General features: G+C 40.6%; 15 protein-coding genes. 4 read left to right on the top strand and 11 right to left on the bottom strand.

Annotated elements, in window-relative coordinates:
• Positions 1-285 precede the first annotated feature (285 nt).
• The 3 genes from B4U84_RS22885 (at position 286) to B4U84_RS22870 (ending at position 3,726) form a co-directional block, all read left to right on the top strand.
• On the top strand, positions 286-1,485 hold the full coding sequence (locus tag B4U84_RS22885) for an FG-GAP repeat domain-containing protein (RefSeq protein WP_017311467.1): 1,200 nt from the start codon (positions 286-288) through the stop codon (positions 1,483-1,485).
• Positions 1,486-1,868: 383 nt separating this feature from the next.
• A complete protein-coding gene (acsF, locus tag B4U84_RS22875; RefSeq protein WP_017311465.1) occupies positions 1,869-2,945 on the top strand; it encodes a magnesium-protoporphyrin IX monomethyl ester (oxidative) cyclase in 1,077 nt (358 codons plus the stop codon).
• Between the two features lie 88 nt (positions 2,946-3,033).
• Positions 3,034-3,726 (top strand): hypothetical protein, encoded by a 693-nt coding sequence (locus B4U84_RS22870; RefSeq protein ID WP_165490334.1) that lies wholly within the window; start codon positions 3,034-3,036, stop codon positions 3,724-3,726.
• A gap of 31 nt (positions 3,727-3,757) precedes the next feature.
• Here the strand turns inward: B4U84_RS22870 and B4U84_RS22865 are convergent, their stop codons facing one another.
• From B4U84_RS22865 to B4U84_RS22820, 9 genes are all read right to left on the bottom strand, one after another.
• A complete protein-coding gene (locus B4U84_RS22865; RefSeq protein ID WP_242677686.1) occupies positions 3,758-5,167 on the bottom strand; it encodes an ATP-binding protein in 1,410 nt (469 codons plus the stop codon).
• Positions 5,168-6,309: 1,142 nt separating this feature from the next.
• Positions 6,310-6,777: a BON domain-containing protein gene (locus B4U84_RS22860; RefSeq protein ID WP_026081973.1), complete on the bottom strand. Its 468-nt coding sequence runs from the start codon at positions 6,775-6,777 to the stop codon at positions 6,310-6,312.
• 186 nt (positions 6,778-6,963) lie between these two features.
• Complete coding sequence (locus B4U84_RS22855; protein ID WP_131120662.1) at positions 6,964-9,021, bottom strand: general stress protein; 2,058 nt, start codon at positions 9,019-9,021, stop codon at positions 6,964-6,966.
• A gap of 491 nt (positions 9,022-9,512) precedes the next feature.
• On the bottom strand, positions 9,513-10,052 hold the full coding sequence (locus tag B4U84_RS22850; RefSeq protein WP_131120661.1) for a DOMON-like domain-containing protein: 540 nt from the start codon (positions 10,050-10,052) through the stop codon (positions 9,513-9,515).
• 1 nt (position 10,053) lies between these two features.
• Complete coding sequence (locus B4U84_RS22845; protein ID WP_131120660.1) at positions 10,054-11,169, bottom strand: phosphotransferase enzyme family protein; 1,116 nt, start codon at positions 11,167-11,169, stop codon at positions 10,054-10,056.
• 581 nt (positions 11,170-11,750) lie between these two features.
• Positions 11,751-13,298, bottom strand: a complete 1,548-nt coding sequence (locus B4U84_RS22835) for a beta-barrel domain-containing protein (RefSeq protein WP_131120659.1) — start codon at positions 13,296-13,298, stop codon at positions 11,751-11,753.
• 247 nt (positions 13,299-13,545) lie between these two features.
• Complete coding sequence (locus B4U84_RS22830) at positions 13,546-16,221, bottom strand: type I secretion system permease/ATPase (RefSeq protein WP_131120658.1); 2,676 nt, start codon at positions 16,219-16,221, stop codon at positions 13,546-13,548.
• A gap of 157 nt (positions 16,222-16,378) precedes the next feature.
• On the bottom strand, positions 16,379-17,134 hold the full coding sequence (locus tag B4U84_RS22825; protein ID WP_017311456.1) for a peptidylprolyl isomerase: 756 nt from the start codon (positions 17,132-17,134) through the stop codon (positions 16,379-16,381).
• 295 nt (positions 17,135-17,429) lie between these two features.
• The gene (locus B4U84_RS22820) at positions 17,430-21,506 is read right to left on the bottom strand and encodes an esterase-like activity of phytase family protein (RefSeq protein WP_131120657.1); all 4,077 of its coding nucleotides are present in this window, start codon (positions 21,504-21,506) and stop codon (positions 17,430-17,432) included.
• Positions 21,507-22,197: 691 nt separating this feature from the next.
• Between B4U84_RS22820 and B4U84_RS22815 the strand changes: the two genes are divergently transcribed.
• Positions 22,198-22,905 (top strand): serine/threonine-protein kinase, encoded by a 708-nt coding sequence (locus tag B4U84_RS22815; RefSeq protein ID WP_131120656.1) that lies wholly within the window; start codon positions 22,198-22,200, stop codon positions 22,903-22,905.
• A gap of 26 nt (positions 22,906-22,931) precedes the next feature.
• Here the strand turns inward: B4U84_RS22815 and B4U84_RS22810 are convergent, their stop codons facing one another.
• Together B4U84_RS22810 and B4U84_RS22805 are read right to left on the bottom strand one after the other, a co-directional pair.
• Complete coding sequence (locus B4U84_RS22810) at positions 22,932-24,083, bottom strand: AI-2E family transporter (protein ID WP_131120655.1); 1,152 nt, start codon at positions 24,081-24,083, stop codon at positions 22,932-22,934.
• A gap of 71 nt (positions 24,084-24,154) precedes the next feature.
• Complete coding sequence (locus B4U84_RS22805) at positions 24,155-24,352, bottom strand: hypothetical protein (protein WP_017311451.1); 198 nt, start codon at positions 24,350-24,352, stop codon at positions 24,155-24,157.
• Between the last annotated feature and the right edge of the window lie 225 nt (positions 24,353-24,577).

Genomic DNA, 24,577 nt, shown 5'->3' with positions numbered 1-24,577 from the left:
GATAACTGATAACTGATAACTGATAACTAATTATCAGGTTTTATAGATCCCCGACTTCTTTAAAGAAGTCGGGGATCTAGCCTCTCTAATTAATTTCTAATTCCCAAAACTGTTAATCATAAACAACAATATTAAAAGTGTCAGATGTTATTTTCTGACATAAATCACATGAATAATAGATGAAAATTTGATGAACTATTGTACATTTGCAATTCTCAACTATTAATTGGGAGTTCTAAATTACAAATTAGACTCTGCCGACTATACCAGTAATCAACAAACAGTATGTCTAACTCTAATTCACCCTTGAATTTATCTATAGAAACTAGCGCCTCAAAATATGCTTCCACAAATCTTTTTGATGACAATACCCTTCCCAATCTTAATTTTAGCCTGGGAAGTTCCTCAAGCTCAAATGATGAAAAACAATCTTTAGTAGCAGCAAAAAATCCTAATCCTAATTCTAGATTCAGCAATGCAGCCATTGTTGCAGATTTCAATGGAGATGGCAAAGCTGATAAATTCTGGCGGAACTCTCAAACAGGTGAAACTGCAATTTGGTTGATGGATGGTAGCAACCCTAGAGCATCTAATATAACTACAGTAGATGCATCCTGGGACTTTACTTATGCTGATTTTAACCGGGATGGCAAAACTGATATATTTTGGCGCAATAAAAATAGCGGTGAAAATGTAATTTGGCTAATGGATGGCACAAATATTGCGTCTCAAGCTAGCGTACAGACAATCAGCCCAGCTTGGACTTACAACATAGCAGATTTCAATGGTGATGGTAAGAGTGATATTCTGTGGCGTAATACTCAGACTGGAGAAAATGCTACCTGGTTGATGGATGGTACAAATGTCACAACTGCCGCTTTTTTACCTACTACTGACACAACCTGGACTTCTAGTGTTGTTGATTTTAATAGTGATGGCAAAAACGATATTTTTTGGCGCAATAATATCACCGGTGAAAATAAAGTCTGGTTCATGGATGGCACAAATACATCAGAATATGCTCTGAGTAAATTGGAAGGTAACTGGGAGGCTAACGTTGGTGACTTCAACAACGATGGTAACAGTGATATTCTCTGGCGTAACTACGAAACAGGCGAGAATAAAGTTTGGCTGATGAATGGTATCTTCATCAGTGAAGGTAATTTGTCAAAACAAGACTCTGCTTGGAAACCTTCTATTGGCGACTTCAACGGCGATGGTAAGACAGATGTATTTTGGCACAATCAGACAACTGGTGAGAACACCGCTTGGTTAATGGATGGAACATCAGTCGAAACTGCTGCTTTTTTACCTGCAACGAGTGCAACTTGGCAACCAAGCATAGGCGACTATGATGGCGATGGCAAGACTGATGTTTTCTGGCGCAATGGTGAAACCGGTGAAGTTGCTGTTTGGTTTATGAATGGCACAACTGCTAATGGTACATTTTTACCACAAGTTGGTACTGAGTGGAGCGCTTTTTAACAGTTATCAGTTATCAGTTATCAGTGAACAGGGACAAGGGGGACAAGGGGGACAAGGGGGACAAGGGGGACAAGGGAGACAAGGGAGACAATAATACCCGATCCCCAATCCCCGATCCCCAATCCCCGATCCCCGATCCCCAATCCCCAATCCCCGTTACCCCTTATCCCCAGAGGGGACCCCACCTTCCCCAATCCCCAATCCCCTTTCCCCCAAATTTGTTGCAACTCTTAACGTTTTATCCCTCTACTGTTACGCCATGCCTTGTTAGACTGATTTTTAATACACAAAATGCATTATTCTGTCTGTTGCACGGCCTGAAAGCAAAAACCTTGGCTTTCTAGGGCATTGAACAATAAAAAAAACACAAGAGCAATCACAACATGGTAGATTCCCTAAAAAAACCAGGTTTTGAAGAATTGCGTCCGGGAATTAAAGTCCCGGCAAAAGAAACCCTGTTAACACCCCGGTTTTATACCACAGATTTTGATGCGATGGCGCGGATGGATATCTCCGTCAATGAAGATGAGTTGAGAGCTATCCTAGAAGAGTTCCGCGCTGACTACAACCGCCATCACTTTGTTCGGGATGCGGACTTTGAACAATCCTGGGATCATATTGACGGGGATACTCGCCGCTTATTTGTTGAATTTTTAGAGCGTTCTTGTACGGCAGAATTTTCTGGCTTTTTGCTATACAAAGAACTCAGCCGTCGCCTCAAGGACAAAAGCCCTGTATTGGCAGAATGCTTTAACCTAATGTCGCGTGATGAAGCGCGTCATGCTGGTTTTCTAAATAAAGCATTGGCAGATTTTAACATGTCTCTGGATTTAGGATTTTTGACTAAGAGCAAAAATTACACCTACTTCCAACCGAAATTTATCTTTTACGCTACTTATCTTTCTGAAAAGATTGGTTATTGGCGCTATATCACAATTTATCGCCACTTGGAAGCACACCCTGAAGATCGGGTGTATCCTATTTTCCGGTGGTTTGAAAACTGGTGTCAAGATGAAAATCGCCACGGTGATTTCTTTGATGCTGTGATGAAAGCACAGCCACAAATTTTAAATGACTGGAAGGCGCGGTTGTGGTGTCGGTTCTTCTTGCTGTCAGTGTTTGCGACGATGTATCTCAATGATATTCAGCGTCAAGACTTCTACGCCTCTATTGGGTTGGATGCGCGAGAATATGACAAATATGTGATTGAGAAGACAAATGAAACTGCTGGGCGAGTGTTCCCGGTGATGCTGGATGTTAACAAGCCGGAGTTTTACGATCGCTTAGAAACTTGTGTCAAGAATAACGAAAAATTGACAGCGATCGCAAATTCCAACACTCCTAAATTCTTACAGTTCTTCCAGAAGCTGCCCTATTACATTTCCAATGGTTGGCAAGTTCTGCGCTTGTACTTTATTAAGCCTATTGATGCTGCTGCTGTGGAAGGTAGTGTGCGCTAAGTTCTGTAAGTTTTGCTAAAAATTAAGTGGTTCTGCTGAAAGCAGGGCCACTTTTTTTTAACCGCCAAGAGACCAAGGACGCCAAGGAATGAGAGGCCAGTTGTCTATTTTTTGTTTAGGGTTGGGGATGAATTTGCTTTTGGTAGCTAGCCCTGGTTGGTGTGAAACTCCTAGTAAATCTGCCCAGGATTTAGATATAAGTCCAGAAATTATTAAAAAGAGTCCAGTTTTGCAGCGCTGGCGGCGTCGAGTTCCAAATGTATTGTCAGAAATTCAGAATGATCCTAGTTTTCGGACTCAGATACGGCTGGGCTATTCTCGGTTCACTTCTGGTGAAGAGGGAGGGGGAATCAATTTTGGTGTCGAAAATGTATTTATCGGTCGGAGTGGTTTGACGGTGGGTGCTGAGTATGAGTCAGCATTCAACGGTAAGCATAAATCTTATGGTGCTGATTTATATTATTATCTGCGTCCTTTAGGTAGCTATGTTAACTTTGCGCCGTTGGTAGGATATCAGTATTTACGAACTAGTGATAATTCTACAGATGGGGTAAATATAGGTATCAAGTTGCTGTTGGCATTATCTCGTGGTGGTGCTGCTGATATTTCTGTAACTCAAAGCTGGATTTCTCCTGGTAGTGAAGAAGAAGTAGGTTTAACAACGGCTGCGATTGGTTATGCGATCACTCGTAATCTACGTCTATCTACTGGTTTTAAACAACGGACTTCACAACAAGATCAAGATAGCAGTGTAGGAGTGGGTTTGGAGTGGATGCCTTGACAGTTGTCAGTGATCAGTTATTAACTGATTACTAAATGATTAGCTGGTGTAAATTTTTTAATAATTCCTTTGCCGTGTAGGGTTTTGGCAAAAACGCCTTAGCACCAGCTGACAAAGACTGCTGTTCCATAACAGGTAATCCACTAGTGGCAATAATTTTTACTTGGGGATTCAATTTTTGTAAGGTACGCATAGCGATTAATCCATCCATTGTCGGCATCATCATATCAATGAAGACCACACTGATTTCTTGCTTATGCTGGGCATAGAGTGCGATCGCTTCAATACCATTGCTGGCTAATAAGGTTTTGTAATTAGCTTCTTCTAGTGATGCTTGAGTTACCTGTTGCACCATTACTTCGTCATCCACAATCAAAATCAATTCTCCGTTACCTGTTGGAATATCCTCTTCTTGTACTTGGTTAGTGGGGCTAATGTTTGCTGCTGGTAAGTAAACTTTAAATTTAGTACCTTTGTTCACTTCACTTAACACCTGTACAAAGCCACCGTGATTTTTAACGATACTGAGAACAGTTGAAAGACCTAATCCTGTGCCTTGACCAGTTTCTTTAGTGGTGAAAAACGGATCAAAAATGTGTTCCATAAACTCTGGGGGAATCCCTATCCCTGTATCAGAGATAGTGACAACAACATAGTTTCCTTCACGGGCATCAAGATACATTTGAGCATAGGTTTGATCAACAACTTGATTTTCGGCGGAAATTTTGAGAATCCCGCCATTGGGCATAGCATCACGAGCATTTACACAAAGATTCATCAAAATTTGATGCAGTTGGGTAGCATTAGCATCAACCATCCATAGGTTTGTAGTTGGAATCTGAGTAGAGATTTCAATGAATTTGGGAAATGTCTGTTTAGTAACTTTGGCTGCTTCTAAAAGCAAGTGTCCAAGTTGTACATAATTGCATTTTTCCTCTGTCCCCCGTGCAAATGCCAGAATTTGTTTGACTAAATCAGACCCTCGCTTGGAAGTTTGTCTTAGTACCTCTAATAATTCCTCAATTTGTCCATCAGCAGTGTGCAATTTTAATGGTAGTAATTGCGAAATCATTAAAATAGGAGTAAAAACATTGTTCAGATCGTGGGCAATACCACTAGCCAGACTACCAAGGTTTTCTAGGCGTTGGGCGCGCAAAAATTGTTTTTCCAGGTTTTTGTTCTGCTCAAACAAATCTTGATAACGCTGGCGTTCTAACTTTAACATTTCACGAGTAGCAGTTAATTCTTTGCTCTGCTGGTGTAGTTCTTCTTCTGTAATGTGCAGTTTTCCCAAAATTTTCTGCAATTGCTGATTGATGTTTAAAAGTTCCCTAGTTCTTTGCTTTACTCGGTTTTCTAAGTCATCACGAACTTGCTGTAGAGCTTCCTTCACTTTCCAATCTTCCTCTGTTTCTTCAACAATTACGATACAGTTGAACATTTGAGTTGATGTTTACTCGTTAGCTTGATTAAATTGAGCAAAAAAGCACAAGATAACTATGCAGGAGCTGAATTTTCATTATTGATTGCACCAAAGGTACTTTGAAAAGATAATTGGTCTGCATGTTTCGCTGATCAAGTTAGGCAGAGATATCTGAAAAGTTTTGGACAAATATCATTAAATATAAGGTGATAAAAGAATACGGTTTAGTTAAAGATTATTTGATTCTCATCTAGTCCGCCAAAAATGAAAATTCTTGGCTTGTCGCTTAACTTCATATCTTGCACCTAGCCCTAACTTAATATTTGGGCTTAAAGCTAAAGTCGCTTTTTAACCGACTGCCTAAGATTTTAACCAATTAAAATGGGTTAAAGCTTTGAGCCAAATATTTATTTTACGGTTGTTAGTGAGAATGGTGACTTGTAAAAACGTGTTATGGCACGTCTTTACATTGAATTCTTAATAAATCATCGAAAATCAAACCTCAAAAGTCCAAAACTTGGTTTTTTGAAATTTTGAGTTCAGATAATATGAGTATTTACATGTCGATAGAGTAGAAGAACTCTTCAGTTTTATCTTAGCTTTCTGATAGAGTAAAATGTGAAATTAAATTTTTCTATCTATCATTTGACAGATCATATTTATTTGTGTTTGGCAAAATTCTATATAAATCATAGATGAATCTTATCGAAAACTTAGATATTTCTCTGCTATTTAATTAACGTTAGCTTCAGCAAAAAAATTAAAAATAGTCTATTTATAGAGAATTAGCAAATATTTTAGGCGTATATAAAAGTATTTTCATGTCAATAAAAATTAATATCACAAGTCAATAACAGACTGATATCATGTCCGCTAGAATACTTCTATTATCCGCCCGTGTGGGTAATGGTAAAAACCAATTTGAGATTTAAGTTAAGTTTCGATCGCATAACCATTTATTTAGATCTTGAAGCAATCCCAACAACAGCAAAAGAATGATTTTTGAGGAAAAAACAATTTTTTAAGCCTCTTCGGTTAGTGAAGAGGCTTTTTTCAAAGTAGCCATCATCAACTACCTACACTAGGGTGAATAAAAATAATCAAGTAGAAAAAATATTTTCTACTTGATCAACAGCACTCAATTAACCAAATGAACAGCTTTAGCTTTTTGGTTGAGCAACTACAGCTTTGACATTCACAGTTTTAACGCCTTTAATTTCCTTCGCTAAACGTTCAATTTTAGCTAGCTCTTGTTGATTCGTTACAGTCCCGGAAACTGTGATTACGCCACCTTCAGAGGCTTGAACTGTTAAACTACCTCTGGGGATATTTGCTTCTAACTTAGAGCGAACTTCACTTTCGATGTTGCTTTCACTTCTGTTTTGGGCGCTACCTTCATTAAATATATTGTTTCGTTGTTCACGAGCGCGAATATCTTGGTTTAGCTGTCTTCTGCGGAGTTCGCTTTGCGCGTCTTCTTTAGCTTCTTGAGTTTGTTCAGCGCTTGGTGTTTCTACTTGAGAGACATTAGTATTATCGGGTGCTGTCTGACTGGTTTTGGAAACATTCTCACAACCAACACTCAATACTAAAAGACTACTAATTAATAAGAAAGTTACCTTTTTCATTTGTTTAACTCTTAACATTAATACAAGATATGGAAATGAGAAAAATTGAGTGATTGAGAGCTAAAATTAGATTTACTCTCTCTGATAAACCTCTCTCCCCGAAAGGGAGAGGTTTACAAGTTTGATTTTTAGGTTTCTCCTGTTTTCTTAAAAGCGAAGGAGAAGATAATCAAATTCAGGTTCTGCTTAGATTGTTTCTTCCCGACGATCAACAATAATAACCTTCGGCTCTTCGACTCCTAATTCTGGTGAATAGCTGGTTTGACTGGTATCTGTAACTGATGCAGCGTGATGTGTACGGTTTATGTCAGTAGCATCAAAGATATCAAAGTCTGTAATTCCGCGGCGCTTGAGAATGGCTTCTGCATGATGGATTTGCTCATCAGTACCATCTACCATTACTAAATAATCACCTCTGTTGAAGCGATCGCTATATAAGCGCGCTCGGTTTTCAGGGATTCCCAAACCAATTAGTCCACCTGTTAAACCACCAGCAGCAGCACCAATCGCACCACCTGCAACAGTTGTTGCTAAAGCTGTTGCTATTGCACCACCTGCAATTACAGGGCCGACTCCGGGAATAGCTAAAGCTCCCAAACCAACTAATAACCCTCCTAGACCACCCAACACTCCACCTGTAGCTGCTCCAGCTTTTGCACCTTCATCAGCTTTGGTTTGTGCTGCTACATTATTCTGATTTACACCCACACCTGTATTTACACCAGGAAGGCGATCGCCACTATCTTTAGCAATCAGAGATACTTGATTCATTGGAAATCCAGAATCTCTCAGTTCCATGAGCGCTGCTTCTGCATCTCGACGATGAGAAAATGCGCCAATCGCTCTTCTATTTCTGTGTAAAGGTGTTGTAGTGTAACCAGAAACTGGTGTATTTACTACATTTCGCGCAGGGGTTGCAGTGTAATCTACTGTGGGGTCAAAAATTTCCCAATCTCGAATTCCATGACGATTGAGAATCGCCGCAGCACGTTGAATTTCCGCATCTGTACCACTAACAACTACTACATAATCACCGTGATTAATGCGATCATGATACAAACGGCTGCGATGATCTGGTAGTCTCAATTTCAGGTTATGAATCGCCTCATCAAAGCGATCGCGTAAAGTAACTCCCGCAAAGCGATCGCGTCGTGACCAATCTCTATTAATCAAAGAGATTTGACCCAAGGGGAAACCCGCAGTCCGCAAATCGTTAATTGCAGCTTCCGCATCTTCCAGACGAGAAAAATAACCAATGGCGTGTTTGTGAGTTACACCCAAATTTCGTCCAGAAGTTGCAGTGTAATCTACTGTGGGGTCAAAAATTTCCCAATCTCGAATTCCATGACGATTGAGAATCGCCGCAGCACGTTGAATTTCTGCATCTGTACCACTGACAACAACTACATAATCACCGTGATTGATGCGATCATGATACAAACGGCTGCGATGATCTGGTAATCTTAATTTCAGATTATGAATCGCCTCATCAAAGCGATCGCGTAAAGTAACTCCCGCAAAGCGATCGCGTCGTGACCAATCTCTATTAATCAAAGAGATTTGACCCAAGGGGAAACCCGCAGTCCGCAAATCGTTAATTGCAGCTTCCGCATCTTCCAGACGAGAAAAATAACCAATGGCGTGTTTATGAGTTACACCCAAATCCCGTCCAGGAGTAGCAGTGTAATTTGCTGTACCAACAGGTATGTCATAAACTTCAAACTCTTCTATTCCCCGACGTCTGAGTATTGCTTCTGCTCTGGCAATTTCCTCGTCAGTGCCATCTATAATTACTAAGTAATGTCCCCTATCGACTCGTTCATTATATACTCTGGCACGTTCTTCGGGAATTCCTAAACCAATCAAAGCACCAAGCAAACCACCAGCTACAGCACCAATTCCGGCTCCTGCTATAGTTGTAGCCAAAGCAGTTGCAGCTGCACCAGCCAACATAATTGGACCAATTCCGGGAATCGCCAAAGTACCAAGACCAACTAATAAACCAGTCAATCCACCTAAAACACCACCAGAAACAGCCCCGGTTGCTGCTCCTTCGTCAGCTTTGTTACCAACCTTCTCTGTAACTTCAGCGCCAGCAATTTGATCATTGCGATCAGCTTCGCGGGCTACAACAGAGACTCTGTCCATAGGAAAACCAGCATCTCTTAATTCATGTAGGGCTGCTTCCGCGTCACGACGATGAGAAAATACACCTACAGCACGTCTGTGTATACCTACAACCATATTTCTTACCACCAAAAATTTATTTATTTTTTAAAGTGAAATTGAGGCATGTAACTTAGCTCTATTAAGCTTTATTTGTGATCAATTATTCATCAATCGCTTGGATGAACTTGCATTTCTCCCAATGGTAGAAATTACGTCTACATCTAAAGAAATAGGTATATATTATTTAGTTTTTCTAAGATATAAATAAATCAAAATACATACAAAATTGTTATCTAGCAATCATAAATAATCTTTATAAACGAACCGCTAAGAAGCCAAGAACGCCAAGGAAGACAGAATTATTCATTAAGTGCAAGTTTATAGAGAATTGGTATAATACCAATTTAATGTAAAGCCACACTAAATGAATAAACCTGCACTCTTGGCGCTCTTGGCTTCTACCGTTCGGGAAGCCGCTTGCGCGTCTATGGCGGTTAATTTTATAATATTCTGTGCATCTTTATAAATAAACAGAAAATTATGTTTTAACTTCCTAAAAACACATTTCATAAATCAATGATGAAACTATCTCGCAGATGAAAATCAGCTTCTTTTCCTTGATGAGTTAACGCCCAGTAACTAACTTCGCCATCTTTGGATTTAATAACAGTAGTAATTGCAATTTTAAGAGCTTGTTTTATCAAGACGATTTTACTTAAATCCGTTTTCAAAACAACCACCAAACCATCAGATTGATGCTCGACGTTAAACGGTAGGATGGAAAATACTGTTTCCTCTTGCATTCCTTGACGATACCCGTCAAAACGATAAATATTCCAGTCTCCAGTTGGAGAAAGATTAAATTCCCAATATTTATTTGAACCTTTAACACCTAAGAAAAACTCAAAACAAGTATTTTCCCAAAGTTCATGTTTGCGCTTTGGTGAATTGGATGGTGGAGCGATCGCAACTTTTTCTAAATCGCCAGAAAGTACATAGCACAGATGCAGCTGATTACCATTTCGGGTAATATTACCTGTTATTTTTAAATTAGGCAGCAACTTGTGATCACCAAAAGGTTGGAGCGAAAATTCTTGGTTATTCATCTTATTTGAGATCCTGAATAATTTTGCGAATGTTTGCTTCCTGAGACTCGATACTTTCGGTCAGTTTAAACTGAACAAGCGCCCTTGCTAAGTTATGTTCTGGATACTTGACTTTGAAATAGACATTCCCGGCTAAATAGTCAGCAAAAAACCGCAGTCCTAATTCAAAAGCGATAAGACAAATCGCGTCGTAGATATAGGTATAGTCGTTTTCAGTCAGAAATTCTTTAGCGACACAGAGATAACCTTGGAGAATACCCTGACACAAATCTGTATCAAAATAAACTCCTTGCCATGCTTCAGTTTCTTCTCCAGCAGGATTACAACCAGAGCGCAAACAATCACCAATGTCATAATGTACCAGTCCTGGCTTAACGGTGTCCAGGTCGATAACACTGACGGCTTGCATAGTCGTAGTATCAAACATGACATTATTGATTTTGGGATCGCCATGCATCAGACGTAGGGGTAATTTACCTGTAGCTTTAGCATTTTCTAGAACATGGGCAAAAGTTTGGCGATCGCTCACAAACTTTAAGCAATAATTGACTTCTGGGGATTGAATTGGGCTAGTTTTTGCTAAAACTTCGTTGTAATGTTGCAGGTAAAGCGGCGTAATATGAAAGCCTTCGAGGGTGTCAGCGAGTCTTTGGGGTGGTAAGTCACTGATCAGATTGTGGAACATCCCCAAAGCGTAACCAATTTCTTTGGCTTGTTCGATATTTTGCATCGTGTCAAAAGACTGGGAACCTGCAATAAAGCTAATCGCCCGCCAGAACGAGCCTTTAGGATCTCTGCAATAATCTTGATTATCCTTTGTCAATAATACACGCGGCACTTCCCAGCGACGATTGAGGGGATTAACCTGTAGCCGCTTGCGAACATGCTCAGTGAAAGTACACATATTTTGCATGATCAGTTGCGGCTGACGAAATACTTGTGTATTAATGCGTTGCAGAACAAAATATTTTTCATTTGAACAATCTAGTGTAACCAGGAAAGTGTCATTTATATTACCACTGCCAAAGGTTTGAACAGTTTTCACCTTTCCCTGAAGAGTGAATTGGTTAGCGATATGAATAAGATTGTCTATGTCCAGTGTTTTGAAATCGGTCATCTTCCTGCACTACTCCCCACATAATTGCACAAAAGCAATAGGGGATATATTAACCCAAGTTGCAGGTGATCAAAATCCGGGTACTTTTGATTGAGAAATTAACGTGAGTGTTTGATACCCGTCGTTGAGTGTTTGATACTCGTCGTCGAGTGTTTGATACTCGTCGTCGAGTCTTTTATACTCGTCGTNTTTGATACTCGTCGTCGAGTCTTTTATACTCGTCGTTGAGTCTTTGATACTCGTCGTCGAGTGTTTGATACTCGTCGTTGAGTCTTTTATACTCGTCGTCGAGTGTTTGATACTCGTCGTCGAGTCTTTTATACTCGTCGTTGAGTCTTTGATACTCGTCGTCGAGTCTTTGATACTCGTCGTCGAGTCTTTGATACTCGTCGTCGAGTCTTTTATACTCGTCGTCGAGTCTTTGATACTCGTCGTCGAGTCTTTGATACTCGTCGTCGAGTGTTTGAAATAGATAAACGAGTATTTGATAGGAGCATCCTAACCGCTCCCAATCATGGGAGAGAGTATCTCCCCTTCTCCCAATTTTGGGAGAAGAGGCTGGGGGATGAGGGTAAACTTATTTATCTGACAAACTTCAAACTATCTATATTCTTGCTAAACAAGTCAGTAAAAATGCTAGCAACGTTGCGTTTGCGAAGTTTGATATTGGTACTGACTGACATCCCTGATTGGAGATTGACTTGGCGATCGCCAATCATTAAATACTGCTGTTCAAGCACGACTTTAGCAGGAAATCTGTAAAAGGAATAAATATTATCTGGGGGTAGAGCATCAGATCCAACCCAAATTAGTTTACCTTTGATATCCCCAAATTCACTATAAGGAAATGAATCAATTCTCACATCAACTTTCATTCCTTCTTTGACAAAACCGATATCGCGGTTGGTAATGAAGACTTTAGCAACAAGGGATTGATTGGGAACTATTTTGAGAATTGGCGCTGAAGAATTAGTCACATAACCAGGATTATGGGCTTGTAAATCAAATACAGTACCCGAAACAGGGGCTTTAAGTTCTTGATAACGGAGGTTTTGCTGAGTCTTGCTGATTTGACTATCAATTTGAGCAATGCGCTGCTCATTGTCAACAATTGCTTTAGTTAATTGGCTGTCTATTTCTGCAATTCGCTTTTGATTATCAGCAATTTTAGTCAGCACCTCTGTTTGACTGAGAGCGATCGCATTTTTTACCTTTTCATCAGCTTGTGTAATTGCATACTGTAGTCTTTTTTGTTCCTCTAAAAGTCGATCCACATCTGCTTCTCGACTACGGAATTGCTGTTGCTGCTTGTAATACTGATTTCTCGCTATTCCCCCCTGATTTGCCAACACTGTCAAATCTGTAAGAATCGTTTTTTCTATAACTAGTAAATCTTTAGCACTAGCCAATTCAACTTGATTTTGTTTTAACTGCTTTTGCAACTGTTCAACTTCTAACTTCGCAGCACTAACGCGCGATCGCACCTCAGCTTCCGCAGACTGTAATCGTGTTTGTTGCTCTGCACTTAACCCTCCACCAGTCGTAGCACCTTGCAATTGCAGCCGATAAAGTTGATTTTCCGCAAGCAATTCCGCACGATGTTTTGTTAAAAAAGCTTGTTCAGCAGGTAGCGACGCTAGCAATTGGGAATTAGCAGGAGTTTTACCAGCCATTTGCATCTGGTAAAATCGATTTTCCGCCATCAAAGCAGCACGAATTTTTCGCAGTGATGTTTGTTCAGCATTATCAACCGTTGGATCAAGAGTCAGCAATAAATCACCTTGTTTTACTAGTTGCCCATCCTTAACTAAAATTCTTTTAGCAACACCAGTAATCGGTGCTTGTACTTCCGTCACAGCTCCTTCCGGTTCGAGTTTACCTTGAGCAGGAATCGCCTCTTCCAACTGTGCCACACAAGCCCAGATTACCCCAGCAGTAGTCATAGTTATTAAAGTCCAAGCTACCGCTCTCGGTAAAATCGACGACTGTCGTAACACCACAGACTGATCAAAGCGTTTGAGTGTTGGCGCTACATTAAGCGAAGGAGTCGCTAAGGATGTATCCCCCTGAGTCGCAACAGCAGTTTTACCGTTGTTTTCGTGACCGTTAGAGTGAGGATGGTTATTCATGGAGGTGTGAGTCAACAATGAGGGGTTAAATAAAAAACCGCAGAGGAAGCAGCGAAAAGTTTGTAGACGCTTTGCGGCTTCCCGTTAGGGTGCGCCGGTTTCCGGCGATCAAAGCTTTTCAAGAGAGAGAACGCAGAGGAAGAGAAAGAGAGGATAAGTTTAGAAATTGGTTTACCTGGCAAAGTTTGTGTGGTGGAGTAGTAGAACTTTCAGGTTTCAAATTAGAACTTCCGAGATTGTGAATTGGTTAACCAACAACTAATCCATCTTGTTGTTGATACAGGTGGTAATAGCGCCCGCGTTGATTCATGAGTTGGTTGTGCGTACCACGTTCAGCGACTTTACCTTGGTGCATGAGTACAATTTCATCTGCCTGTTGAATTGTACTAAGGCGGTGGGTGATGATGAACATTGTTCGCCCTCGAAAGGCTTGGATTAAATTAGTACATACTTGGCGTTCAGTATCGTAGTCGAGGGCGCTAGTTGCTTCGTCCAAAATTAACAACTGGGGATTTTGTAAAATTGTACGAGCGATCGCAATTCGTTGTCTTTGTCCTCCCGATAGTGCGGAACCACGTTCACCAACTCTTGTGTTGTAGCCATTGGGCAAGTTCATGATAAAGTCGTGGGCGACGGCAATTTTGGCAGCAGTAATAACTTCTTCGCTGGTTGCTTCCGGATTTGTCAGGGCGATATTTTCTAGAACAGTGCCGTCAAATAACAAAGTATCTTGGGGAATAATGCCAATTTGCGATCGCAGTGAATATAATTCAACTTTACTAATGTCGTAACCATCAATGAGAATTCGACCTGCATTGAGTTCATACAAACGTGGTAGCAATTTCATCAACGTACTTTTACCAGAACCACTCATTCCCACAACTCCTACTACCCTTTGAGCCGGAAACACTAAATTGATATTGTCTAATTGCAGTGAACCGCCAGCAGAAAACCGAAAAGAAACATTTTCGTAAGTAACAGCACCCTGAATCACAGGCATGGGAATATTATCTTGGTCGATTTGTGTAACTTCCTGCGGTGTATCAACAATATCACTCAGACGTTCTAGAGACAGGGCTGTTTGTTGGAAGTTCTGCCACAATTGCAATAATCGTAACAATGGACTAGTAACATACCCCGCAATAATCCGGAAAGCAATCAACTGACCCAAAGAAAGTTCGCCCTTGAGTACTAAATACGCGCCCACCCACAACACCAATAATCCTGAAAGTTGATTGAGAAAATTACTCGCTGAACTAGCAGCAGTAGAAGTTACTATAGTTTTAAACCCAGATGAAACATAACGGCCATAATGTTCTTGCCATTGCCAACGGGTACGCAATTCAATATTTTGGGCTTTGACTGTTTGAATTCCAGAAAGCACTTCTACTAAATAAGATTGGGTTTCGGCGTTGCGTTCGGCTTTTTCCCGCAATTGTCGTCTAACTATCGGTGCTGCAACTAAACTGAGTATGGCAAACAAAGGAATCGTAGACAAAGATACCAGTGTCAACACCCAGCTATAAATCACCATCACAACGATATAAATTACCGAAAAAACCGAATCTAACACCACAGTCAAAGCTGTACCCGTGAGAAAAGAGCGGATGTTTTCTAATTCATTTACCCTAGTTGCTAATTCTCCCACCGGATGACGATCAAAATAACGCAGAGGTAAACGCAGCAAGTGATCAATAATTTCTGAACCCAGAGCTAAGTCAATTCTATTAGTCGCTTCTGCAAATAAATAAGTTCGTAAAGTACCGAGAACCGCTTCAAATATCGCTGCTAACAGTAAAAATACACCCAAAACTTGCAAAGTATCGATACTGTTCTGCACCAAAACCTTATCAATGATCACTTGAATCATCAACGGATTGGCAAGTCCAAACAACTGCACAAAAAATGAAGCAATCAGAACTTCCAATAAAACTGTGCGGTGACGGTTAAGTGAAGGCAAAAACCAACTCAAGCCAAACTTTTGCTGTGGTGTCGCTGAAGTGGCTGTCAGTAGTAAAACTTGAGCTTGTTCACCCCAATTTTTGAGGAACTCAGCCATTTTTGGACGCACAATACCGCGTTCTGGTACACCCAAAACCACTTTTGCATCGCTTGTTTCATAAACCACTGCCATGCTATCTTGCCAATGAATCAACGCAGGTGTCGGTAAACGATTCATCGCACTGGCTGGTACTGTTACCAATTGCACCTTCAACCCCATAAAATCCGCAATTGCCCCACATAATTGTAGAGAAACTGGTTTGCTTGTATCTTTATGGTTATTGGCGATCGCTCTACGAATAGTCTCCCGACGAAAAGGCATTCCATAATACTGACTCACCATCTGTAAACAGGCGAGAGTAGCATGGCGCCAAGAGTCCCGGACGTGGGGGTATTTTTTATTTTGGGAATCGGGGATTGTAGAGACGCGATTAATCGCGTCTGTACAATTAATCGCGTCTGTACAATTAATCGCGTCTGTACAATTAATCGCGTCTTTACGATGAATCCCGTCTCTACTTGACCCTACAAAATAAGCTTTTAAACTTGGTTCCTCTTCTAACAGAGTCAAAAATTCTTCACTTGGAAGTACAAGACACAGGGTTTCTTCCTCACAAGCCATGACTTTTTCACAGGGTGTACCTTGCAACAAGCTTCTCCAGCCAACTATTTTCCCCGGTTGTAATTTGAGCAATGTTACAGGGATATTATTTTGGGAGTGATTACCAATTACCCGCGCCTGTCCTGTATAAATAATTGCTACATAAGACGGTAACTCTTGCAGTGGTAGAATAGCTTGTCCCATCCCGAAACGCCGCACTTGCAATTTTTGGCATAATTGCTGCAATTGAGCAGGAGATAATTGTTTAAAGGGTGGGATACCTGATAAAAAAGTTTGGATTGCACTAGAAATTTGGGTCATAAAGCGATCACAACTATGTACCTTTGTGCCTTGGAGTCTTGGCGGTGAAAATGAAACACTAAGACACTAAGACACCAAGAGTCTTAACAGTTATCAGTTACCAATTGTCAGTTTTATCCGTTGGGTCAAAGTTCCCCACCTTTCACTGTTCATTGATTTAATGAGTTTCAAAATTTACAGCCTCTTGAATGTGATTTATCGGATTCAACTCAGCAACTTGTTGTCCCAACCATTTGAGAAATAACTCATGGCGCAACTGCCAACGGATAACGTCATTTAACTCAACAGGAAGTATCTTTTCTAACCTGAGAATGACTAACCAATCATCTATTGGTGTGGGTGGTAAAATTTGTCCTGGCGGAATGACAGTTAACAATTTAGCCAGCTTGGGGTGGAGTTTACCTAGTTCTACTGGTCCAACGATACCTTTAGTGCGGGCTTCTGGCCCCATTGAATATTTGGGAGCAAGTTCGGCAAAAGATTGTTCTTCTGCTTGCAAACGAAAGTATATTTCTTGAGCAATACCGCTTTCTTTGGTACGAATAACCGAATAAATGACTCGATCAAGTTGGGGTTTACGAATTTGAAAGTAAGCATCTAATTCGTTTTTCCAAGTAGCCTGTTTAAACTTTTCTAGTCGCAACGCCCGTATGACTAATTTGCGGACTTGTTCTGGAGTCATGTTGCGATCGCCTAACCAAGCTTGACGTTCAGCTTCTGTTTTTAAACGTTGCTGTAAGTAAAAACCTTGATAGGCTTTTTCTTCTTCTTCTGGGGTGCAATCAAAGGGTGCGATCGCCTGATCTATGATCATTTCTCGCAACAGTTGTGGCAATAACTGGTAGTTTGCCAGCAAAGGAATAATTTCTTCTGCTGTAACTTTTTGTTCGCGAACTTGTAAAACAACGCTCATAATTAGGGGATCAGGGATCGGGGATTGGGGATTGGGGATCGGGAAACGGGGATCGGGGATTAGGGATCAGGGATTGGGGATTAGGGATTGGGGATTCTCCAGAGGAGACGCTACGCGTAGACGCGTCAGCGGCTTCTCATAGAGTACGGGGATGAGGGATCGGGGATTGGGAAATGGGGATTGGGGATAAGGGACAACGGGAATTGGGGATTGGTTATTTTCCTTTGTCATGATGTCTCCCCTTTCCCCTTTCCCCTTTCCCCGATCCCCGATCCCCGATCCCCTTTCCCTCTTCTTAAGCAAAAGCAAAGTTTGATTGAGTCAGACTAGTAGCTTGAATTCCGAGTAATACGGCTACATCTTGTCCATAGACACTGATGATGGTGTTATCACCTTCTTGGCGGGTTGTCCAATCGCTACCAAGAGATTCATAGGTAAAGCTGATGTTTGCAAAGCCAATTACATCTTTTTCTGTAATGTTAAAGTCAGTAATTGTATTAGGTTTTGCTGGTAAGTCTGTCTCATCGGTAACAATCCAAAACTCATCTGATCCTTCACCGCCAGTAACAATGTTTTGGCCTCCGCCAACACCAACATATAATTCGTCGTTACCTGAACCGGTGTTTATGAGATTTTTTGTACCAGCCAATACGATGTCATCATCATTACCAGTGTCAATTTGGTTGTTGCTACCAAATATACTGACATCAACGATGTCATTACCATCTCCGGTAAAGAGTTTTTGATTATCTCCAATGAATAAATCTGGATAGAGAGCAGCATTATCGGTATTTGGATCGTAGAGATAATCATCAAAATAATCATCTCCTGGTGTACCGTAGATGGTTGATTTGGGTGTTCCTAAACGCGGATCAAGATCAAGGGGATTAGATAATTCCAATACGATAAATTCATCGTTGTCTGGTTGAGATGCGTTGCGGGTGGCGTTGAATGGATAGTTGTTGTCGTTAGCGAGCAGGATGGTATTTTTGTCCAGAACTAAAATATTTTCAATAGTCTGGAAGGGGAAAGTGAAGACATTGTTACCATCGCCATTGAGATCATTGGGATCAGCAATGTTAAGTAAATCAACTACTTCTTCTTTGTAGAGATAACCCTGGGCGTTGGTTTGGGAAATATCGACTTTGAAGACTTTCTTGAACTTTGCATTGTCTCCTGACAAATTATCTCGTTCAATGATCAGAAATTCGTGGTCGTTGATGGGAGTTGCATCGCCGATCGCATGGCTGGGATCGCTTAATTGATAGTAACCAACCAAATCATTGCTGAAGGTTTTAGTTGCAACATCAAATTTGTAAACACGTAAGGCGTCTGTGGGGTCGCCTGTAACGTATCCTTCTAAAATTGGGTAAAGTGTTTTGTGATCAGGGCTGTAACTAATAGCTTCAAAGCCACGTGAACCTGATAAATTGGCGATCGCTTCGTTGTTTTCTACTCCTGGATTCTGGGGAGAAGCAACATAATCTGCAATAATTTTGTCTCTTGCAATCACTCCATCATCGGCAAAATCGGTGAAGTAGCCATCTACTCCTAACCGAATAAATTGCTCATATTCTAGTTGTGGGTTGCCTTTGTAGTCGGGTGAGAGATAATATGAATCGCTACGGAAGGTATACGGATGTACTAATAATCCTGCTTGATGAGCATCGTAGACTAGGGTGGTTGGTTCTTCTAAATATCTATCGGCGTCACTAATTTGTCCATCGCCGTTAATATCGTCTGGTTGACCATCACCATTTCTATCAACGGTTTTAGCTGGTACAATCAGTCGCTTACTGGGACCAATACCTTCAGCATAGGTAGCGACTTCTGTCAAGCCATCGGGAGTAATTAGATCGGTGTAGGTTTTACCAATTCCCTGATATGTATAGTCGTAGGGAGAACCACTACTATCTATTAACTGCACCAAGGGAATATCAACCCCAGCATCGGGCATAATCTCGTTTTCTAGTTCAACGAGATTAGAAACTTCAAAAGATTGAATGAAAATCCGGTCAGGATCGACGAAATTATTGGCAATTAGGGTATCAATTAAAATTTGTGAGGTATTGTAATTGATGGGAGTACCATCTAAAAACTTGCCTTCTTGAGCAAAGTAGGTGGGGTGTTTGGTTTCGGGATAGATACCCAGTTTGATCCCGGTTTGGGCTTCGTACTCTTTGATAAAGTTGATGTATTCTTCCAGTGTGGGGATTTGGAAGTAACCATCATACTTAGCACTATCAGGACGGATGTTGGGAATACGTTCAATAGCGCGCAGTTCTTTGATTTCAGCCAGTGTGAAGTCTTCTGCAAACCAGCCTGTGATCGTTTGTCCATCTAATACTTTAGTCGTTAGGCGATCGCTAAATTTTTCAAAATTAGCAACGTTGGTTGTGGCTTCGAGAATAACAGGTTTGCCATTCTCATCATAAATAATGTTGCCGTTTGCATCCGTCTTCACACTCGCCAACACTGGTTCGTGACGGACGATCAAAACTCCATCTTTGGTGACAACTAAATCTGGTTCCAGAAAATCAGCGCCAAATTCAGCGCCCAAATTATTAGAAGCAACTAAATTTCCGCCTAAATCGCCAATTGTATGTTCTGGACGAATTCCCGGCGCCCCACCACGATGACCGATAACAATTGGGTCTTGTCCGTTGAGAGTGTTAACTGGGTAAATATTGGGGGTAGAAACAGGCGCATCAATCAACACGCCATTACTATCAAAATGTAAGAGATAGGGACCGAATTCTTCACCAATCCAAATTGTACCGTCTTCAGCTAAAACAATAGATTCAGGATCGAAGTCAGCCCCTGTTAAGAAGCGGTCTGTTGTCGTTTCGTTGACAATTTGCCAAGGAATGAGGTTATTCGGATCGGATAATTGAATATAGTCAGTCCACTGTGCATTACCACTACCATTGTCTACCGTTTTGAAATCTGGATCGATTTTGTAAACCCGCAGTAGATAATCTGCACTGTTGGTTTGACCACCAAAACCGTTATCTGACAAAAACCAGTAGCTATCGGAGTCAGCAAACTGGACTCCACTAAAACCTTGTACAGGTTGTCCCGGAAAAGGCCCAGTACGCCCGTTACCGGAAATGACTTTGCCATTACCATCATTTTGACCCGATGGTGGGCCGTCGGCATAGGTATCAGCGGGTAGTGAAGAATATTTGATCAGAGAAGCTTTTGTCATGGTTAAATCTGCCCAAACTAAACTGTGGTCTGAAGAAGGCGTGGTATTTGCATTTTGGCGATCGCCCACTAGCCGATAAAGTGGATCGTTAGTGGTAGGCCAGAATACTTTGGCATCCTGAATTGCTAGGTTTTTAGAAGGTAAAACGTAGTCAGCACGGATGTTTCCAGGATTATTGTCATTGAAATCTGCTGTGTCATACGCTGGATCACTGATGTGAGTGGTGTTATTTCTACCATCCAGTAGCGCTTGTTCCGAACCACCCAGGCTGTTTGGTGTGACACTAGTATTGACATATCTATTTTCTAGTAACTGCCGAATCGCATAGTTATAACTGTCTCCGTCATTAGGATCGGCATTTTGATCACCCAGAATCACGAAGGCTGATTGTTTCGTCAGTCCTCCATAATTGCCGTTGTCGTCATAAATATAATCGCCTGCTCCAGGAGTGATATAGTCTGACCAGAAGCGAATCTCATCATGGTTACGCTTGCCATTGCGGTCTTCTTGTCCATCGAAGACAGGCGGTGTGGGATGACTGACTAATGCGTGAATAATTTGACCATTCACCTCGATTGGCACATCCCAATGACTTTTGGAAGATAGCCGCAGTACTTCTTGCTCTTGTTGAGAGTACCAGGGAGTGTCAGAATTAGGAAGTGCGATCGTTGATAGCAAAGAATTGGGCATATCTTTCCACAAAAAATTCTGGAAAGTACGCACGTTATCTGTATCAATTGGATACTTGGACAGCACGAGCATTCCATACTGCCCAGGAAAATTACCGAAGCCAAAAGCATCGTCTCCGTATCCACTTTCGCCTGGTGTGGTTACAATCTTGCCATCATTGTTCAAATCATAACCAGAACTAATCCCCGTATTGGAAGGAGCAATATAAAAGTAGGGATATTCAACGGGATCTGCTCCATTTTGACTGACTTGCAGATAGTTCTTGCGAAATAAATCAACTGCTTTGGTTGGGTCATCTGCATAATAATCAAATTCTTGAATACTGATGACATCAGGATTTGTGCGTTGAATAATTTCGGCAATAGCTTTAGCTTGAGAATTGTCTAGTGTAGATAAATCTGCAACTAGCTGACCTTCTGTATTCCGGTTTAAGGAAGCATTAAACTGAGCAAAGCGAATTGTATCCTGTGTCATGGTGAATAAATTTGTTACTTAATTTCACTCAAGTACTTATGTGTGGTTGGAGCAAGAATAATTTATATAAAAATTGCAATATATTCTCTATATAAAAATAAGAAATAGAATATCGTTAGCAAAATCGACAACATAAAATTGAATGTAATACAGTAATTTTACTTAAAATTTTCAGCATGATTTTCTCTAAAGTTATTTCAGAATCAATAGAAAAGTGAGCAAAAATCTGGGAAGAATATTCCTTTTTAACAAAGTAAAGTTTAGAAATCGAGAAAAGTAATTATGTATATCTTATTTAATCGCATTTAATTATTTATTTCAGTTTAAAATCGTTGACTTAAAGAATAAGATATTTATAGGTTAAGTGTCAGGAAATGTTTAATTAACTTTTGATTAATATTGAGTAATTAAATTAATGATTTATGAATAATCATGACTTATGTAAAGCTTTCTTCACAACTTTATGAAAGAGCGCACAAAATCAGATCACAATCCATAAGATGATTTGTGAGAATCGCAGAGCTTAGATCCCCGACTTTTGATAAAAGTCGGGGATCTTGTCTCTGACAAAAAATTGAGAATTTTTCTGAGCAAGGCTCATCAATTCCAAAGTGTTGTTAGGCTATGAATGACACTAAATGAGCAATAATGTATAATTCCGAACAATTGAACTACTCTCACGAGACTCAATATGGATAGATCGCTCATAGATCAGATCATAGAGACTGTTCACCAAGAGTTAATTCCTAAATTACAGATTGAGAGCATACATCCCCATGACCCAGTAAAAATCAGCTATCTTCCCCATCCTTGGCAAAAACTGGGAGCAGGAAATTACGCCGCAGTAGTTTACCACCCGGACTACCCAGACTGGGTAGTAAAGATTTACGCACCCGGACGTCCAGGTTTTGAGGAAGAGGTAGAAGTCTACCGTCGTCTGGGTTCTCACCCCGCTTTTTCTGAATGTCTATATGCTACAGAAGGCTTTTTAATCCTGAAGCGGTTACATGGAGTTACCCTTTATGACTCTATTCAACGTGGTTTGCGTATCCCCAAGCAAGTTATCAAAGACATTGACCAGGCCCTAGACTATGCACGTCAGCGGGGACTATATCCCCATGATGTGCATGGGCGTAATGTGATGATGTATCAAGGTAGGGGATTAGTCGTAGATATTTCAGACTTTCTTCATGAAGAAAAATGTTTCAAATGGGAGAATCTCAAAAGAGCATACTATTGGTTGTATCGCCCTATATTCTCACCATTGCGGCTCAGAATTCCCTACTTTTTCCTAGATATTGTTCGCAAAAGTTATCGACTCTTATCTAAATTAAACAAAAGATGCGATCGCATCTTTGATAAAATTTACAGAAGACGTAAAAACAAGACAAATTCTTGAACAAAAAATCATAGGTCACAAAGATACTAACTATCATCAATATCAGACTGTTCTTCGTTATTTGTAATTTTTTTCACTGTTAAATCGTCTGTTACTCGTGTAGTTTCATCGTTGAGTTTATCAGAAACGATGATAAATTCAGTTTCTCGTTTAGGTTTACTATTCCATTGATCCAAAACATCTTTTACAAAAACTTCTTCTAGCCAAATTTTAGCCACAACAGTTAAAGGTAGGGCTAAAAATAAGCCTAAAAAGCCAAACAAATATGCAAAAAATAGTTGAGCAATTAAAGTAATGGCTGGGAGTAAGGAAACCTGATGTGCCATTACAATTGGTGTGATGAAATTACTTTCAGTTTGTTGAATGAAAAAGTAGAGTCCCAACACAGCCAGAGATTTCCAGGGAGCATCTAAAAGTGCGATCGCCATTGCTGGAATAACGCTGAGTGTCGGGCCAAGATTGGGAATCAAGTTTAAAAATCCTGCTAAAACCCCTAAAGCGAGGGCCGCGGGAACACGCAAAATTGATAAGCCAATCACACTCATCAATCCCACCACAGACATAGCGATAAAAGCACCTGTAACCCATCCCTCCAAGGAAACTTCGCATCTATCCAAAATTCCATCTACCCGTCGTCGATAAAAAGAAGGAAATAAGCGAATGAATAGCTTGCGGTAAGCTTGGGGATCGGCTAAAAACATCCCTGTTAAAACAAGCACTAATAATATTTTGAGAACTACTTCCAAAGAACCAGAAACGACTGCAAAGGAAGTACCAACTGCTCGATTAATAAATGGCTGTGCTTGTTGACTCAAACTGTTAATATCAGGAATGAATGGAGTTACTTGACTGGGAAGGGCTGATCTAATTTGGGAAAACCAAATATTAAAGCGTTCTAAACCTCTAGGAACCTGATAGGTAACTTGTTGAAATTGAACGGCAAAAGGCGGGACAATTAGCCAGAAAAAACCAACTATAGTAGCAAGAAAAATTCCCACTGATAAGGCTACGGCAAACCCGCGTTTCATCCCAGAGCGTTGAAATCTCCGAGCGAGCCGATTCAAGGTAGTTGCTAATACGATTGCAGCAAACATTAGTAGAAGTACTTCTTTGAGTTGCCACAATATATACACAGACATGAGTATGGCAATTAAGCCGATCCATTGACCTAGATTCACCGAACCTCCTGGTAGTCATCCGATTTTGGATTGATCCCCAGCATTTATCCGAGGACTTGAGGATTTTAAATTTAATCGAGCATTTGTTTTTGGGTTTGGAATCGCCACAGCAGAGCGATCGCCATAATCACAGTCGGCAATAAAACTATAATTAAGGCATTGATTGACGTTGCAGGGATGAACACAAAAGGGCCTGCATACTTAATCAATAACGAAATCACAGCAGAGAGTAAAAATACCTTTAAAAGAAATCCAAGTTGATTTTTCATAGAAAGTACGGCTATTCACATTGTTCTGGGCGGTAGACACGATAACGAATTGTAACACCCAATTTTTACAATAAATTCAAGCAGAGCAAAAGCAAACTCTCTGCTTGCACACCTCTTATGATCTATTTGCCAGTTTCATTACTACTATTTCTGCTGCTATTACTACTATTCCTTAGTCATTGGTCATTAGTCATTAGTCATTAGTCATTAGTCATTGGTCATTGG

Origin of the sequence: Westiellopsis prolifica IICB1 (genome assembly GCF_004323185.1) — a bacterium.
In the GTDB taxonomy this organism is placed as follows: domain Bacteria; phylum Cyanobacteriota; class Cyanobacteriia; order Cyanobacteriales; family Nostocaceae; genus Pelatocladus; species Pelatocladus prolificus_A.
The sequence above is the reverse complement of the archived record's forward strand: the minus strand, read 5'-3'. Positions and strand labels throughout refer to the sequence as shown.

Bases quoted from the DNA above. Each gene is read 5' to 3' on its own strand.
- B4U84_RS22870 (WP_165490334.1), top strand. From the start codon at position 3,034: ATGAGAGGCCAGTTGTCTATTTTTTGTTTAGGGTTGGGGATGAATTTG.
- B4U84_RS22855 (WP_131120662.1), bottom strand. From the start codon at position 9,021: ATGGTTGTAGGTATACACAGACGTGCTGTAGGTGTATTTTCTCATCGT.
- B4U84_RS22820 (WP_131120657.1), bottom strand. From the start codon at position 21,506: ATGACACAGGATACAATTCGCTTTGCTCAGTTTAATGCTTCCTTAAAC.
- B4U84_RS22805 (WP_017311451.1), bottom strand. From the start codon at position 24,352: ATGAAAAATCAACTTGGATTTCTTTTAAAGGTATTTTTACTCTCTGCT.
- B4U84_RS22815 (WP_131120656.1), top strand. From the start codon at position 22,198: ATGGATAGATCGCTCATAGATCAGATCATAGAGACTGTTCACCAAGAG.
- B4U84_RS22850 (WP_131120661.1), bottom strand. From the start codon at position 10,052: ATGAATAACCAAGAATTTTCGCTCCAACCTTTTGGTGATCACAAGTTG.
- B4U84_RS22845 (WP_131120660.1), bottom strand. From the start codon at position 11,169: ATGACCGATTTCAAAACACTGGACATAGACAATCTTATTCATATCGCT.
- B4U84_RS22860 (WP_026081973.1), bottom strand. From the start codon at position 6,777: ATGAAAAAGGTAACTTTCTTATTAATTAGTAGTCTTTTAGTATTGAGT.
- B4U84_RS22885 (WP_017311467.1), top strand. From the start codon at position 286: ATGTCTAACTCTAATTCACCCTTGAATTTATCTATAGAAACTAGCGCC.
- B4U84_RS22825 (WP_017311456.1), bottom strand. From the start codon at position 17,134: ATGAGCGTTGTTTTACAAGTTCGCGAACAAAAAGTTACAGCAGAAGAA.
- acsF (WP_017311465.1), top strand. From the start codon at position 1,869: ATGGTAGATTCCCTAAAAAAACCAGGTTTTGAAGAATTGCGTCCGGGA.
- B4U84_RS22835 (WP_131120659.1), bottom strand. From the start codon at position 13,298: ATGAATAACCATCCTCACTCTAACGGTCACGAAAACAACGGTAAAACT.
- B4U84_RS22865 (WP_242677686.1), bottom strand. From the start codon at position 5,167: ATGTTCAACTGTATCGTAATTGTTGAAGAAACAGAGGAAGATTGGAAA.
- B4U84_RS22830 (WP_131120658.1), bottom strand. From the start codon at position 16,221: ATGACCCAAATTTCTAGTGCAATCCAAACTTTTTTATCAGGTATCCCA.